At 72.8% G+C, this 13,477-nt stretch carries 12 protein-coding genes; 8 read left to right on the forward strand and 4 right to left on the reverse strand.

Going from position 1 to position 13,477, the window contains the following annotated elements; genetic code table 11:
• Positions 1 to 124: 124 nt before the first annotated feature.
• From ABT342_RS32435 to ABT342_RS32445, 3 genes are read right to left on the reverse strand one after another with little or no spacing between them, the layout of a single operon-like run.
• A complete protein-coding gene (locus ABT342_RS32435) occupies positions 125 to 976 on the reverse strand; it encodes an ATP-grasp domain-containing protein (protein WP_351581751.1) in 852 nt (283 codons plus the stop codon).
• A 22-nt stretch (positions 977 to 998) separates the two neighbouring features.
• Entirely contained in the window at positions 999 to 1,430 is a 432-nt protein-coding gene (locus tag ABT342_RS32440; RefSeq protein ID WP_351581753.1) for a DUF7144 family membrane protein, read from the reverse strand.
• Between the two features lie 37 nt (positions 1,431 to 1,467).
• Positions 1,468 to 2,250: an alpha/beta fold hydrolase gene (locus ABT342_RS32445; protein ID WP_351581755.1), complete on the reverse strand. Its 783-nt coding sequence runs from the start codon at positions 2,248 to 2,250 to the stop codon at positions 1,468 to 1,470.
• 149 nt (positions 2,251 to 2,399) lie between these two features.
• Here ABT342_RS32445 and ABT342_RS32450 point away from each other — a divergent pair, with 149 nt between their 5' ends.
• The 7 genes from ABT342_RS32450 (at position 2,400) to ABT342_RS32480 (ending at position 8,207) form a co-directional block, all read left to right on the forward strand.
• Positions 2,400 to 3,914 carry an aminotransferase-like domain-containing protein gene (locus ABT342_RS32450; protein ID WP_351581757.1) on the forward strand — a complete coding sequence of 505 codons (1,515 nt, stop codon included), beginning with the start codon at positions 2,400 to 2,402 and terminating at the stop codon, positions 3,912 to 3,914.
• A gap of 16 nt (positions 3,915 to 3,930) precedes the next feature.
• Positions 3,931 to 4,410 (forward strand): RrF2 family transcriptional regulator, encoded by a 480-nt coding sequence (locus tag ABT342_RS32455; protein WP_351581809.1) that lies wholly within the window; start codon positions 3,931 to 3,933, stop codon positions 4,408 to 4,410.
• A gap of 217 nt (positions 4,411 to 4,627) precedes the next feature.
• Positions 4,628 to 5,065 carry a RidA family protein gene (locus ABT342_RS32460; protein WP_351581759.1) on the forward strand — a complete coding sequence of 146 codons (438 nt, stop codon included), beginning with the start codon at positions 4,628 to 4,630 and terminating at the stop codon, positions 5,063 to 5,065.
• Between the two features lie 72 nt (positions 5,066 to 5,137).
• Positions 5,138 to 5,518: a hypothetical protein gene (locus ABT342_RS32465; protein ID WP_351581761.1), complete on the forward strand. Its 381-nt coding sequence runs from the start codon at positions 5,138 to 5,140 to the stop codon at positions 5,516 to 5,518.
• A 135-nt stretch (positions 5,519 to 5,653) separates the two neighbouring features.
• Complete coding sequence (locus tag ABT342_RS32470) at positions 5,654 to 6,223, forward strand: NADPH-dependent FMN reductase (RefSeq protein ID WP_351581763.1); 570 nt, start codon at positions 5,654 to 5,656, stop codon at positions 6,221 to 6,223.
• A 77-nt stretch (positions 6,224 to 6,300) separates the two neighbouring features.
• Complete coding sequence (locus ABT342_RS32475; RefSeq protein WP_351581765.1) at positions 6,301 to 7,356, forward strand: ATP-binding cassette domain-containing protein; 1,056 nt, start codon at positions 6,301 to 6,303, stop codon at positions 7,354 to 7,356.
• Positions 7,353 to 8,207, forward strand: coding sequence for an ABC transporter permease (locus ABT342_RS32480; protein ID WP_351581767.1), 855 nt, complete (start codon positions 7,353 to 7,355; stop codon positions 8,205 to 8,207). Before ABT342_RS32475 ends, ABT342_RS32480 begins: the two co-directional genes overlap by 4 nt.
• Positions 8,208 to 8,210: 3 nt before the next feature.
• On the opposite strand, the gene ABT342_RS32485 is transcribed toward ABT342_RS32480, so the two are convergent.
• Complete coding sequence (locus tag ABT342_RS32485) at positions 8,211 to 11,768, reverse strand: AAA family ATPase (protein ID WP_351581769.1); 3,558 nt, start codon at positions 11,766 to 11,768, stop codon at positions 8,211 to 8,213.
• 485 nt (positions 11,769 to 12,253) lie between these two features.
• On the opposite strand from ABT342_RS32485, the gene ABT342_RS32490 reads away from it, so the two are divergent.
• Positions 12,254 to 13,378: an effector-associated domain 2-containing protein gene (locus tag ABT342_RS32490; RefSeq protein WP_351581771.1), complete on the forward strand. Its 1,125-nt coding sequence runs from the start codon at positions 12,254 to 12,256 to the stop codon at positions 13,376 to 13,378.
• The last annotated feature ends 99 nt before the right edge of the window (positions 13,379 to 13,477 follow it).

A 13,477-nucleotide genomic window follows, 5' to 3' on the forward strand; every position in this document is an offset into this window, starting at 1 on the left:
ACGAGGCCCGGCCCTTCAAGTGGACCAAGACCGCCGACCAGATCCTCGACCGGATCTGCCGCTACTGCGACAGGATCTCCGAACCAGGTCACTAGATCCCTTTTGCCTGGTTACCCCGCCCGGCCTAGGGGGTGTGCGGCCGTCGCAGATAGCGGACGTCCCCCTTCGCGACCCGGTGTCGCGGTCCCGCCGCGCGGATGACGACGTCCAGCACCCCGTCCGGTTCGGCGGCGTAACTCTGGGCGAACCACGGCATGTTGGCCTCGACAACGGCCCACCGCCCGTCGCTGAGCCGTCCGATGTCGACGCTGACACCGCTCGGCAGCGTCCCGCGGGTCGCGGCGAGCACGTCGCGGGCGAAGGCCCGCGCCTCCGTGTCGAGCGGCGCGGGGTCGACGCGCCCGTACACCGCGTACCGGCTGCCGGTGACGACGTCCCCGTCGAGCACGAACAGCCGGTACTCGGCGGCGAACTCCACCACCTCGCAGACGAGCACGGGCGTCGCGGGCCCGATCCGCTCGCCCGTGCGCGGCAGGTGGGAGCCGTCCGGGTACACGGCGGCCGGGACGGACTTGTCGGACGGCGGCTTGACGAACGCGGGCGAGCTCAGTGACCAGGCGTCGGCGAGCGTGGTCAGCCGGATGCGGCGGTGCGTGAGGGCGTACGGGAGTGAGGTCAGCCAGTCGTCGGTCGGCTCCAGCAGTCCGAGTCCGAGTCCGAGTCCGAGCCCGAGTCCGAGCCCGGGTCCGGGTCCGGGTCCTGGTCGGCCGCGCCGCTCGTCGACGCAGGGCCGGTCGGCCCCGAGCCGGTCGGCGGCGAGCGGGCCGCCGTACCAGTGGACGTCCCGCCCGCCCAGCCGCTCGGGCGTCCCGGACACCTCGAACCCCCGCCACGATGCGGCCCGGCCGAGGAGTTCGGCCGTGCTGGAGCGCGGCAGGGGCATGAGGAGTACGGGGGCGTCCGGGGGTGTGGTCATGCGGGGACGCTATCCCGCAGGGTCAGACCGCCGACATGGTTCTGTCCGTCGACAGCGCCCAGATCACGAAGACCGAGATGGCCATCGAGAACACCGCCCACACCGGCTGGTACGGCAGGAAGAGGAACTGGAGGACGATATTGAGCGCTGCCAGCGCGATACCCGTGACCCGCGCCCATTGCGCGTCCGAGAGGATTCCCCAGCCGGTGACGGCGAGGATGATTCCGAGGATCAGATGGATCCAGCCCCAGGTGGTGAGGTCGAAGGAGAAGACGTACCTGCCGAGGCGGGCGTAGACGTCGTTCTCGGCGAGGCCGACGATTCCCTCGACGATGCCCAGCACGCCGGTGACCAGCATCAGGACTCCGGCGAAGAGCGTGCCACCGCCGGACCAGGTGGCGGTGCTGTCGCCGTGCCGTGGGGAATGCGCTGTGTTCTGGGTGTTCTGGCTCATGCGGAAAGCGTGCGCCGAATGGGGCAGCGGCGATATTTCAATTGAGCCGTTCGAGGTACGCCCGCAGCGCCGCGTCGAATTCCGCCGGCCGCTCCAGGTTCGGCATATGGGCCGCGCCCTCGATGACGCACAGGGTCGAGTCGGGAAGCGCGGCGTGCATCGCCTCCGCGTCCGCCACCGGCGTGTACGCGTCGTCGCGCCCCACGACCACCAGCGCCGGAACCGTGACCCGGGTCAGCAGATCGCGGTAGTCGGGGCGCTCGGCCCGGCCGCGCAGGGCGGCGGCCGCGCCCTCGGGCGGGGCGGCGAGCATCATCCGGTGCACCGTCCCGGAGGCCTCGGTGTTGTACGGCGCCACCATCTTGTCCCGCACCTCGTCGGCGTACCCCCGCATTCCCTCGGCGAGGAGCCGGTCCGCCATGGCGTTGCGGAGGTCCTTGCCCTCGTCGGTCTCGGCGGCCGGGAAGGTGTCCGCGAGGACGAGTCCGGTGATGCGCTCGGGGAAGAGGCGGTAGCACTCCATCGCGATCTGGCCGCCCATGGACAGGCCGCCGAGGACGAAACGGCCGACGCCGATGCGGTCGAGGAGGGCGGCGAGGTCGTGCGCGAAGTCGGTGAGCAGGGTGGTGCCGGGGACGACGGACGAGGTGCCGTAGCCGCGCAGGTCGGGGGCGACGACCCGGTGGGTGGCGGAGAAGGCGGCGAGCTGCGGGGCCCACATCGAGCGGTCGAAGGGGTGGCCGTGGACCAGCACCAGGGCCGGGCCCGAGCCCTTGTCGTCGTAGCCGAACGTCAGAGTGTCGATGAGTGCTGAGGGCATGTCAGCGAGGCTAGGCGCGCCAACTCCTCGGTGCAATAAAATCTTTGCTCTCGGTGCAATGTCGAAGCTGATGCCGGGAGTGATGTCGAGAGGGACATCGAAAGCGACATCGAAAAGCGATGTCTAAGGCAACCTCGGAGGGGGCATGAATGGCCGACGATTTCCGGCGGCTCGCCGACGAAATCGCGTCCGAAATCGCTGACGGACGGCTGCGGCCCGGCGACCGGCTGCCCACCCAGCGGATGTACGCGCGTCGGCGCAGGATCGCGCCCTCCACCGCGATCCGGGTGTACGGCGAACTGGTGCGGCGCGGCCTGGTGGTGGGCGAGGTGGGGCGCGGGACGTTCGTACGGGCCGCTCCGCCGCAGCCAGGGCCCGCGCTCGTCGAGGCCACCGGGTCCGCGCCGGTCAACCTGGAGCTCAACTACCCGGTGGTGGAGGGGCAGTCGGCCGCCTTGGCGCGCGGGCTCGCCGCGCTGACCCGCACCGATGTCTTCGGCGAGGCGGGCCGCCCGGCGGCGGCCGACGGGACGCGCGAGGCGCGGCGGGCGGCGGTCGGTGTCCTCGCCAGGAACGGCTGGTCTCCCGCGCCCGACCAGGTGCTGTTCGCGGGCAACGGCCGGCAGGCCATCGCCGCCGCGATCTCCTCACTGGTGCCGCCGGGCGGCCGGCTCGGTGTCGAGGCCCTGACGTATCCGCTGGTCAAGGCAGTCGCCGAGCGGCTGGGCGTGCAGCTGGTGCCGATCGCGATCGATGCGGAGGGCATGTGTCCGGACGCGCTCGCCGCCGCGCACCGGGCGGCGCCGCTCGCGGCCGTGTACGTACAGCCGACCCTGCACAATCCGCTCTCCCTGACGGCGGGGGCCGGGCGGCGGGCCCGGCTGGCCGCCGTGCTGGAGGAGTCGGGGCTGACCGTGATCGAGGACACCACCTGGGCCTTCCTGGCCCCCGACGCCCCCGCTCCGCTCGCCGCGTACGCGCCCGACCGGACGCTGCTGGTGGACAGCCTCTCCAAGCGGCTCGCGCCGGGGCTGACCGTGGGGTACCTCGTACCGCCCGACGGGCACCGGGACGCGCTGGCGCGGGCGCTGCGGTCGGGGGCGTGGACGGCCGGCGGCTTCGCGCTGGCGGCGGCGACGCGCTGGTCGGCGGACGGCATCGTGGCGGAGGTCGCCGAGGCCAAGCGGGCTGACGCGGCGGCACGGCACCGGCTCGTGCGGGAGCGGCTGGGGGCGGGGGCTGGGTCGGGGTCGGGGGCTGGGTCGGGCTCGGGTGCGGGGCCAGGCGGCGGGTCGGGGTCGGGTCTCGGGTCAGGGTCGGGTCTCGGGTCAGGGTCGGCTCCGGGGTCGGTCGCCGGGTTGGGCTCGGGCGCCGGGTCGGGCTCCGAGTCGGCGTCGGCGCCGGGGGGTTTCGACATCTCCGCCGACCCGCGCTCGTACTTCTGCTGGTGGCGGCTGCCGGCGCCCTGGCGCGCGGAGACGTTCGTCGCGGCGGCGGCGACGCGGTACGGGATCGCGGTGACTCCGGGTTCGGCCTTCGCCGTCGGTCCGCACCACACCGCGCCGGACGCGATCCGGATCGGCCTGGCGTCGCCGCCGGAGGAGGAGCTGGCGCGGGCGCTGACCCGGCTGGCCATGCTTGCCTCTTCTATTCTGGACATGTAATATCCAGAATATGAAGATGAGTGAGGGCGTCGAGTGGGCGCTGCACAGCTGCCTCAACCTGGCCTGGATCGGCCCGGAGCGGGCGGTCACGGCGGCCAGGCTGGCGGCGTACCACGACCTGCCCGCCGCCTATCTCAACAAGCAGCTGCAGGCCCTCGCCCGTGCGGGCATCGTCTCCTCCGTCTCCGGCCCGAAGGGCGGCTTCCGGCTGTCCCGCCCGCTGGACCAGATCACGCTGATGGATGTCGTCGCGGCGATCGAGGGCCCTGAGGAGGCCTTCCGCTGCGCCGAGATCCGGCAGCAGGGACCGGGCGCGAGTCCCGACGACGCGGGCGCGGGGGCGACCGAGTGCGCGATCGCGTGGGCGATGGGGCGTGCGGAGCTGGCCTGGCGGCGCGAGCTCGCCGGTCGGACGCTCGACGCGGTCCGGGAGAGGGCGGAGAGCCAGGCGCCGGGCGCGCCGGACCGTATCCGCAGCTGGTTCGCGAACACGTGACGGCCTTCACCGCCTGACGGCGCCCTCATCACCCGACGTGCTTCACCGCCTGACGGCCTTCACCACATGACGTGTTTCACCGCCCGGCGGCCTTCACCACCCGACGTGCTTGACCACCCGACGTGCTTGACCACCCGACGTGCTTGACCACCCGACGTGCTTGACCACCCGACGTGCTTGACCACCTGATGTTCGTATGCGGAAGGAAGAACCTCTGATGACGTTCAACCACGACCACGACCACCGCACCATCACCAACCCGGCTGGCCTGCACGACCCCACACCCTTCGGCTACAGCCACGCCGTCGCCGCCCCCGGCGAGCTGGTCTTCATAGCGGGCCAGTACGCCTCCGACGAGACCGGCCAGGTCGTCCCCGGCGACTTCGCCGCCCAGATCGAGCGGTCCTTCGCCAATCTGCGCACCGCGCTGGAGGCGGTCGGGCTCGGCTTCGAGCACGTCGTACGCCTCGGGTCGTTCATCGTCGAACACGACCTGGAGAAGCTGGAGGTGCTGGGCAAGGCGCTGCACGGCGCGTGGGGCGAGCGGCTGCCGGCGCAGACGCTGAGCGGGGTGGCCTCGCTGGCGCTGCCGGGGATGCTGTTCGAGATCGACGCGATCGCGGTCCGTCCGGCGGCGGGCGGCGCAGGAGCCTGATCCACTTGCCGCGTCCTCCGTACGGGTGTCCGCTGGTGTGAAGACAGCGGTTGGAGCGGAAGGAGCTCTGCCATGGCTGCACACGCGGCGGTGCCCGCACGGCGGCGCCATATCTCCCTCGGCGTGGCGGTACCCCTCGTCATCGGAGTGGTCTACGGCTTCTACACGTCCTTCATGGCCCGTGAGGCAGGCGCGTCGGTCGGCGCGCAACTCGTGATCGGCTTCGTTTCCGGTGTGGTCCTGGCGGGCCTGTGCTTCGCGCTGGGCCGGGTCCAGCGGGCGCTGCCCCGGGAGCTGCGCGCGGCGGCGTACGCGGTGCTGATGGGCTGCTCGGTCGGCTATCTGTACAGCCTGAGCGGGCGCAGCATCCTCACGGTCACGGTGCTGGCGCTGGTGCTCGCGGCCGTCACCTTCTGCGTCACCTTCTACGTCTTCTACACCCACGAGGACTGACCACCGACGGCCCGCCGACCGACCGACCGGGCCGAGAGGCCGGGCAGGTCCCGTTGCCACCCCGCGCGGCCGCCAGATCCGATCTGGCGGCCGCGCGGTGCTGTCTCGCGCCTCATGGGTGGAGGGAGGCACGCCATGGACGGCAATCAGGAGGACATACCGCCGCCGCTGCGCGTCGCGGTGATCATCGGCAGTACGCGCGAGGGACGCGTCGGTGAGTCGGTGGCACGCTGGTTCACGGAGCGCGCGACCAGGCGCCAGGACCTGGAGCTCTCGGTCGTCGATCTGATCGACTTCGACTTCCCCGCGCGCTATCCCGACCGTGCGACCCCGCACATGCGGAAATTCACGGACGAGGTGGCGCGGGCCGAGGCGTTCGTGCTCGTGACCCCGGAGTACAACCGCTCCTTCCCGGCTTCGCTGAAGCAGGCCATCGACTACGCGTACGACGAGTGGCGGACGAAGCCGGTCGCGTTCGTGAGCTACGGCCATGGCTCCGGCGGACTGTACGCCGTGGAGCAGCTGCGTCCGGTTTTCACCGAGCTGCATGCGGTGAGTTTGCGCAACGGCGTCGGTCTGAACCTCCTGAGGGACCGCTTCGAGGAGGGAGAGCAGGACCGGGCGGTGGGCCTGATGCTCGACCAGCTCGGCTGGTGGGGCCTCGCCCTCCGGGAGGCCCGGGCGACCCGGCCGTACATCTCCTAGCCCCCTGACCCTCAGCCCCCAGCCCCCAGCCCCCAGAGATCCGTATCTACCGCTTGAAGGACCGAAGGAACCGACGAATGAGTACAGATCTGGCCATCGAGACGACGGGCCTGGTGAAGGTGTTCGGTGAGAACCGGGCCGTCGACGGCGTCGATCTCCGCGTGCCCGCCGGCACCGTCTACGGCCTCCTGGGGCCGAACGGCGCGGGCAAGACGACCACGGTGAAGATGCTGGCCACCCTGCTCCGGCCGGACGGCGGCGAGGCGCGGGTCTTCGGCATGGACGTGCTGAAGGACGCCGACGCGGTGCGCGGCCGGGTCAGCCTGACCGGGCAGTACGCCTCGGTGGACGAGGACCTGACCGGCACCGAGAACCTGCTGCTGCTCGCCCGGCTGCTCGGCCACTCCAGGGCGGCGGCCCGCGAGCGGGCGGCCCAGTTGCTGAGCGCGTTCGGGCTGTCCGAAGCCGCCGACCGCCAGGTGAAGAACTACTCGGGCGGTATGCGGCGCCGTATCGACATCGCCGCGTCGATCCTCAACACGCCGGATCTGCTCTTCCTGGACGAGCCGACCACCGGCCTGGACCCGCGCAGCCGCAACCAGGTCTGGGACATCGTGCGGGCCGTCGTCTCCCAGGGCACGACGGTGCTGCTGACCACGCAGTATCTGGACGAGGCCGACCAGCTGGCGTCCCGGATCGCCGTCATCGACCACGGCAGGGTCATCGCCGAGGGCACGAAGGGCGAGCTGAAGGCGTCCGTCGGCTCCGGCGCCGTCCATGTGCGCCTGCGCGACGCGGCCCAGCGGCCCGACGCCGAGCGCGTCCTCACCCGCGCACTGGGCGCGGCGGTCCAGCTCGACGCCGACCCGGTCGCCCTGACCGCCCGCGTCAACGGCCACGGCACGGACCGGGACGCGGCGGAGCAGGCCGCGCGGGCCCTGTCCGAGCTGGCAGGCGCGGGCATCACCGTGGACAACTTCGCGCTGGGCCAGCCCAGCCTGGACGAGGTCTTCCTCGCCCTCACCGACCGGCGGTCCACCCCGACCGACCCGACCGACCTGACCGACCTGACCGACCTGACCGAACCGACTGGCACGACCGGCACGACCGACCGGAAGGAGACCCTGGCATGAGCACCGTCGCCACCAAGGAGACCGAGGACCTCACCTTCACCGCCCCGAAGGCCGAGGACCTGGCGGCCCTGCTCGTCGCCAAGGAGCGCCCGCCCCGGCCGAGCGCCCTCTCCGCGTCACTGACCTTCGGCTGGCGGGCCATGCTGAAGATCAAGCACGTTCCGGAGCAGCTCTTCGACGTCACGGCCTTCCCGGTCATGATGGTGCTGATGTACACGTACCTCTTCGGAGGCGCTCTGGCCGGCTCGGTCGACGCGTACATCCAGTTCCTGCTGCCGGGCATCCTCGTGATGAGCGTCGTGATGATCACGATGTACACGGGCGTGGCCATCAACACCGACATCGACAAGGGCGTCTTCGACCGCTTCCGCAGCCTGCCCATGTGGCGGCCCGCGCCGATGGTCGGCTATCTGCTGGGCGACATCGTCCGCTACGTCATCGCCTCGGCGGTGATGCTGACGGTCGGCATCATCATCGGCTACCGCCCGGACGGCGGCGCGGTCGGCATCCTGCTCGGCGTCGCGCTGCTGATGGTCTTCTCGTTCTCCTTCTCGTGGGTCTGGACGATGTTCGGGCTGATGCTGCGCTCCGAGAAGTCGGTGATGGGCGTCAGCATGATGGTGATCTTCCCGCTGACCTTCCTGAGCAACGTCTTCGTCGACCCGAAGACCATGCCGGGCTGGCTCCAGGCGTTCGTCAACAACAGCCCGGTCACGCATCTCGCGACCGCCGTGCGCGAACTGATGGCGGGCAACTGGCCCGCGGCGGAGATCGGCTGGACGCTGGGCTGGTCGGCCGTGTTCGTGGTCGTCTTCGGCGCGCTCACGATGCGCCTCTACAACCGCAAGTAAGGGTCAGAGGCGCCAGGAGGGCTGCGGCGGGGCCGGGTGGTAGCCGCAGGAGGAGCCCGTGGAGACGGACTCGCGCAGATGGGCGGCGAGTTCGGGGTGGAGGGGGGTGAGGCGGCGCAGGGTGTCGCGGATGCGGGCCGTGACCGTCTTACGGGCGCGCTCGGCTTCGTCGCCGAGGCGGCGGGGGCGGCCGCCGAGGCCGGCGGCGGTGCGGAGTTCGTGGAGGAGGGCCTGGCGTTCGCGGTCGTAGGCGGCGGCGCGGGCGTCGTCGCCGGAGGCGGTCGCGCGGTCGATCTCGTCGTCGAGGCGGTCCAGCCGGCGGCGGTAGCGGGTCTTGGCCTCCTCGTCGAGGACCGGGTCGCCGCCGAACTGCTGGGGGTCGGCCCCGGGGGCGAGCAGCCGTGCGGCGGGAACGTCGGTGCCGGGGCGGGCGAGGAGGACGGCGAGGTCGCGCAGCCCCTTGGCGTCGGGGACGTGGACGGTCCGGCCTCCGAAGGCCAGAACCCACACGGCCCCGTCCCGTCGGAACTCGGCCCGGCCCGCAGCGTCGGGCTGAGGACCTGGGGTCTGGGGGCCCGAGACCTGCGGCCCTGAGGTCTGTGGCTCCGAGCCCTGCGGTCCCGGGGTCTGTGCCCCTGAGACCCGTGCCCCTGAGACCCGTGCCCCTGAGACCTGCGGCCCTGAGGCCGGCGTGCCCGGGGTCTGTGCCCCTGAGACCTGTGTCCCTGAGACCTGCGGCCCTGAGGTCGGGGGGCCCGGGCTTTGCGGCCCCGAGGCCTGTAGCCCCGGGCTCTGGGGCCCCGGGCTCTGGGGCCCCGAGGTCTGCGAGGCCGAGGCCTGCGAGGCCGAGGCCTGCGCACCAGAGTTCCACGAACCCGGAGCCTGCGCACCCAGAGCCTGCGCACCCAGAGCCTGCCTCGCCGAAGTATCCGGCAGGCCCAGGGACTTCGCCTCGCGCTCCACCTCCGCCGTGAGCGCCGCCTCGCGGGCCAGGTCCGCGGCCGTCCCGCGTGAGCGCAGGGCCGCCGCGAGAGACACCCTCGCGCGCAGCGCCCAGGGCCGGGCGCGCAGACGGTCCGCGGAGGCCGCCGCCGCGTCGAGCTCCTCGATCGCCTCGGCCCAGCGGCCCTCCGCCGCGTCCAGCAGGCCGAGCCACAGGTCGACGGGGCCGCTGATGTCGCAGCCGAACAGGGACACGACCCACTGGCCCCGGTACGGCTCGAACGCGGACCGCGCCGACGCGATCAGGTCCTTGTCGCCGGACAGCACCGCGGCCTGCGCCCGCAGCCGCATCCACAGCGGGGCGAACATGCGGGGGAACGGCTCGTGTCTGCCCTCCAGCTCCGCCACCAGCCGCAGCGCGAGCGCCCGGTCGCCGCGCTCGGCCGCCGTGATCCCCTCCAGCAGCCCGGGGTACGGATGCCCGGACGCGTCCAGCCGCGCCAGGACGTCCGCCACCTCATCGCGGCGCCCCTGGAGCAGCCGCAGGCCCCATTCGACGTGCAGGCCCACGAAGGCGAACTGGGCGTACTCGTTCCCGATGAGACCGATGCCCGCCAGCTGGTCCTCGGCCTCCGTGAACCGGCCCATGAGCGCGGCGACGAGGCACTTGTCGACGGCCATGCCCAGCTCGTAGCGCCGCAGCTTCCTCCGCTCGCCGACGGCCTGGGAGGTGCGCAGCTCGTCGAGGTAGCGGGGGTCGCCCAGTTCGAGGAGGGCGACCCAGCGCATCGCCGTGGAGTGGAACTCCATGTCGACATCCTTGGTGCGCCGTGCCATCGCCGCCATCTCGTCGGTGAGCGTGAGCCGCTCCCGCGACGTACCGAGCCCCCAGATCGCGTCGTGCCGGGCCCACAGCGAGAACGCGAGAGCCTCGTCGTCCTCCTCACGCCGCGCCAGCTCCGCGTACTGCTCGGCCAGGTCCTGGGCGATCTGCTCAGGGGTGAGCGCGTCGCGGTCCGAGCCGCCGCCGCCGATCAGCCGGCGGTACGCCTCCCTCAGCCGCACCTCGGTGAGCCCCCGCCGACCGCCGTCCGCCACCGAGCCGTACGAGTGCAGCGTGATCGCGACGCGGGCGAGCAGCTCGGCCTCGCCCAGCCGGTCGGCGAGCGCGGCGGCCCGGTCGAGGTACGCCCACGATTCCGTATCCGCCCCCGCGTGGTGCAGCTCGCTGCCGAGGTCGAGGGCGATCAGCGCGGCCCGCCGCAGCAGCAGCCGCTCCGCCTCGTCCCGCCCGGGGGCGGCGGCAGCGGCGCCGCCCGCCTCCGCGACCTCCAGCGCGCGCCGGTAGTGACCGACGGACTCCTCCGCGGCCAGCCTGCTGGAGGCGTCCCGTCCGGCGGCCACGAGCAGTTCGATACGGCGCTCGGCGGGCAGTTCGTCGCCGGCCAGATACGCGTGCCGGGCGAGGTCGCCGGGGAGGATCCGGCCGGACGACGGCCCCGGGTCGCCGTCCAGTGCCCGCACGACGGCACCGTGCCGTCGTCGTACGTCCGCCTCGTCCAGCGCGTCGTACAACGTCTCCCGGACGAGATCGTGGGCGAACGAGAACAGGCCGGACTCGCCCGCGGTCACCAGCCGCGCCGTCACGGCCCGCTCCAGCAGCCGGTCCACGTGCGGCACGGGCGCCCCCGTCACGGCGGCCAGCACCTGCCGGTGGAACTCGCGCCCCAGCACGGCGCAGGTGATGAGCAGCGTGCCGACCGGCTCGGGCAGCATGATCAGCCGCCGCCGCACCGCCTCCCGCACCCCGGGCGGAATCGCGGTGGGAGGGCTGCCGCTGTGCCACAGCCGGGCGGTCTGCTCGACGAAGAACGGATTGCCGCCGGTGCGCCGGTGGACCTCGTCGACGAGCGACGGCTCCGGCTCGCGCCCGGCTGTCAGGGCCATCAGCGCGCCCACCTCGTCCCGCTCCAGGCCCGTCAGCGTCACCGTCGTCGTCGCCCGCGCCGCCAGGGGCAGGATCAGCGGCTGCAGGGGATGGTCGGGAGTCTCCACCTCGGCGTCCCGGTACGTCCCCACCAGCAGCAGCCGCTCGAACCAGGCGTGCTGCGCGGCGAATTCGAGCAGCCTGAGCGAGGCCGGGTCGGACCAGTGCAGATCGTCGAGGACGACCATGACGGGGCGCCGCTGCGAGACGGTGACCAGCGCGGTCGTCACCGCGTCGTACACCGCGAACGGCTCCTTGTCGTCATCGCCGCCCGGCGAACCACCGCCGGCCCCCGCCCCGCCGGCCCCCTCCCCGAGCAGCACCGCGAGCCGCCCGCCCGCCGCCGACTCGGCCTGCGCCCACTCCTCCTCGTGCGCGGCGCGCCGCAGCGCGCGCACGACCTGCACCCACGGCCAGTACCCGGGCGCGCTGTCCGAATCCCAGCAGGACCCTCCGAGCACCAGCGCACCGCGCCGCCGCGCCTCGTGCGCGGCTTGCGTCACCAGCGTCGTCTTGCCGATCCCGGCCTCGCCGGTGACCAGCACCAGACCCCCGTGGCTGTCCGTCGCCCGGCCGATCTCCGCCCGGAGGACGCCTGCGGGGTGCTCGCGCCCGATGAGAGCAGGGGTCATGCCGAGAACGATAGGAGGGGCCACTGACAACCGGCATGCGAAGCCGGGGCCGTGCGCATAAGCTCCTGGCAGAAGAAAAGGGATGAAAGGGTGGATATAGGGGCGCTGGATCCGGAGCTACGCCGTCCCGGATGCTCCCGTACGAGATGTCCACAGGCGACCGGCCCCGCCGAGGCCCGCTCGGTCGGCGGGGCCGTCCGTCTCTCCCCATGCACCTCACACGCCCGTTGAAGACCCCCGCCCCCGCCCCCGCCCTCGTTCCCGGCTCTGGAGCGGACGGGGGTGGCGTGGCGAGAATGGGGGCGGAGGTGCGCATGCGGGAGTTACCAGACCCGGAGTCGCGAGACCCGGAGTCGCGAGGCCGGGAGTTGCCAGACCCGGAGTCGCCAGGCCGGGAGTCGCGAGACCCGGAGTCGCCAGGCCGGGAGTCGCGAGACCCGGAATCGCCAGGCCGGGAGTTACGCGGCCGGGCGCGAGCGCTGGTCGTGGGGGTCGAGGCGTACGAGGCGGGGAGCGCGTGGAATCTCGACGGTCCGGCTGATGACGCCCTCGCCTACGCGCGATGGCTGTGGGATCTCGGGCTGGCCCGCGACGACGTGACCCTGCTCCTGTCCCCCCTGCCCAGGAACCGGGCGGCCGTCGAATCCGCCGCCGCGTCCGCGGGAGCGCGCTTCGCGCCCGCGGACCGCGAGACCGTGCACCGCACCCTCTTCCGCGAACTCGCCGCCGCGAGCGGCGAGTGGCTCTTCGTCTCCTGGTCCGGCCACGGACTGGTGGACCCGGAGGGCCGGCGGAGACTGCTCTACGCCGACGCCGTGCACGGGGACCTGCGCTGCCTGGACCTGGACGCCGCGCTCGCCGCCTTCCGGTCCGACGTGGCGCCGTCCCACCCCCGCCAGCTCTGGCTGATCGACGCCTGCCAGACCTTCGCCGACCCGGCCGCGACCGCGGGCGCGCTGCGCCCCGACCCCGTGCCGCGCGGAACGCTCCGCAGTCGGCCGGACCAGCAGGTGCTCTTCGCCTGCGGCCCGGGGGAGGCGGCCGCCGGCCGGGCCGGGGCCGCCGCGGACCGCAGGTCGGGAGTCTTCACCGGCGAAGCGCTCGCGCTGCTGCGCGAGAACCCCGGCTGGCGCGAGGAGAGCCACCTCCTCGCCGAGACCCTCCGCGTGCGCTTCCAGGCCTCGTCCGCGCGCGGGGAGACCCGCCAGTTGCCCACGTCCCTGTGGTTCGAGGGCGCGGCGGGCGCCCGCAGGACCACGATCGCGGCCCCGGCCCCGGCTCCGCCTCGGCCGAGGCGGCTCGGCACGTCGGACCACCGCAGGCTCTACGAGGCGCTGGCGGCGGTCCCCGTCATGCGCGACCCCGGCACGCGGGGTGCCGTCATGAACCGCCTGCCCGCCGAGATCGCGGGAAGCGTGCCGAGGTCGGGGGTGATGCGGATCGAGATCCTGGAACTCGTCGACACCTGCCTCGCGTTCCGGGACGGACTGACGCGGCTGTGGGAGGCCCTCTCGCTCCTGGACGCGGGGACCGAGGCGCTCGCCGCGCTGCACGATGTTTTCGAGGAATATCCCGAATGGTTCAACTCGCCTCATGCGAGCGGCAATTGACGGTTGCGGGTATTGCGCCCGCTCGGCGACTTCCGGACGTACGAGCGGTAAGGCTGGCCGGTAGACGATGTTTCCGGCGGCCTGTGGGTGGGCCATCAT

Source organism: Streptomyces sp. NPDC000410 (assembly GCF_040300305.1).
In the GTDB taxonomy this organism is placed as follows: domain Bacteria; phylum Actinomycetota; class Actinomycetes; order Streptomycetales; family Streptomycetaceae; genus Streptomyces.

Bases quoted from the DNA above. Each gene is read 5' to 3' on its own strand.
- ABT342_RS32485 (WP_351581769.1), bottom strand. From the start codon at position 11,768: ATGACCCCTGCTCTCATCGGGCGCGAGCACCCCGCAGGCGTCCTCCGG.
- ABT342_RS32455 (WP_351581809.1), top strand. From the start codon at position 3,931: ATGAGTGAGGGCGTCGAGTGGGCGCTGCACAGCTGCCTCAACCTGGCC.
- ABT342_RS32450 (WP_351581757.1), top strand. From the start codon at position 2,400: ATGGCCGACGATTTCCGGCGGCTCGCCGACGAAATCGCGTCCGAAATC.
- ABT342_RS32435 (WP_351581751.1), bottom strand. From the start codon at position 976: ATGACCACACCCCCGGACGCCCCCGTACTCCTCATGCCCCTGCCGCGC.
- ABT342_RS32470 (WP_351581763.1), top strand. From the start codon at position 5,654: ATGGACGGCAATCAGGAGGACATACCGCCGCCGCTGCGCGTCGCGGTG.
- ABT342_RS32445 (WP_351581755.1), bottom strand. From the start codon at position 2,250: ATGCCCTCAGCACTCATCGACACTCTGACGTTCGGCTACGACGACAAG.
- ABT342_RS32440 (WP_351581753.1), bottom strand. From the start codon at position 1,430: ATGAGCCAGAACACCCAGAACACAGCGCATTCCCCACGGCACGGCGAC.
- ABT342_RS32475 (WP_351581765.1), top strand. From the start codon at position 6,301: ATGAGTACAGATCTGGCCATCGAGACGACGGGCCTGGTGAAGGTGTTC.
- ABT342_RS32465 (WP_351581761.1), top strand. From the start codon at position 5,138: ATGGCTGCACACGCGGCGGTGCCCGCACGGCGGCGCCATATCTCCCTC.
- ABT342_RS32460 (WP_351581759.1), top strand. From the start codon at position 4,628: ATGACGTTCAACCACGACCACGACCACCGCACCATCACCAACCCGGCT.
- ABT342_RS32480 (WP_351581767.1), top strand. From the start codon at position 7,353: ATGAGCACCGTCGCCACCAAGGAGACCGAGGACCTCACCTTCACCGCC.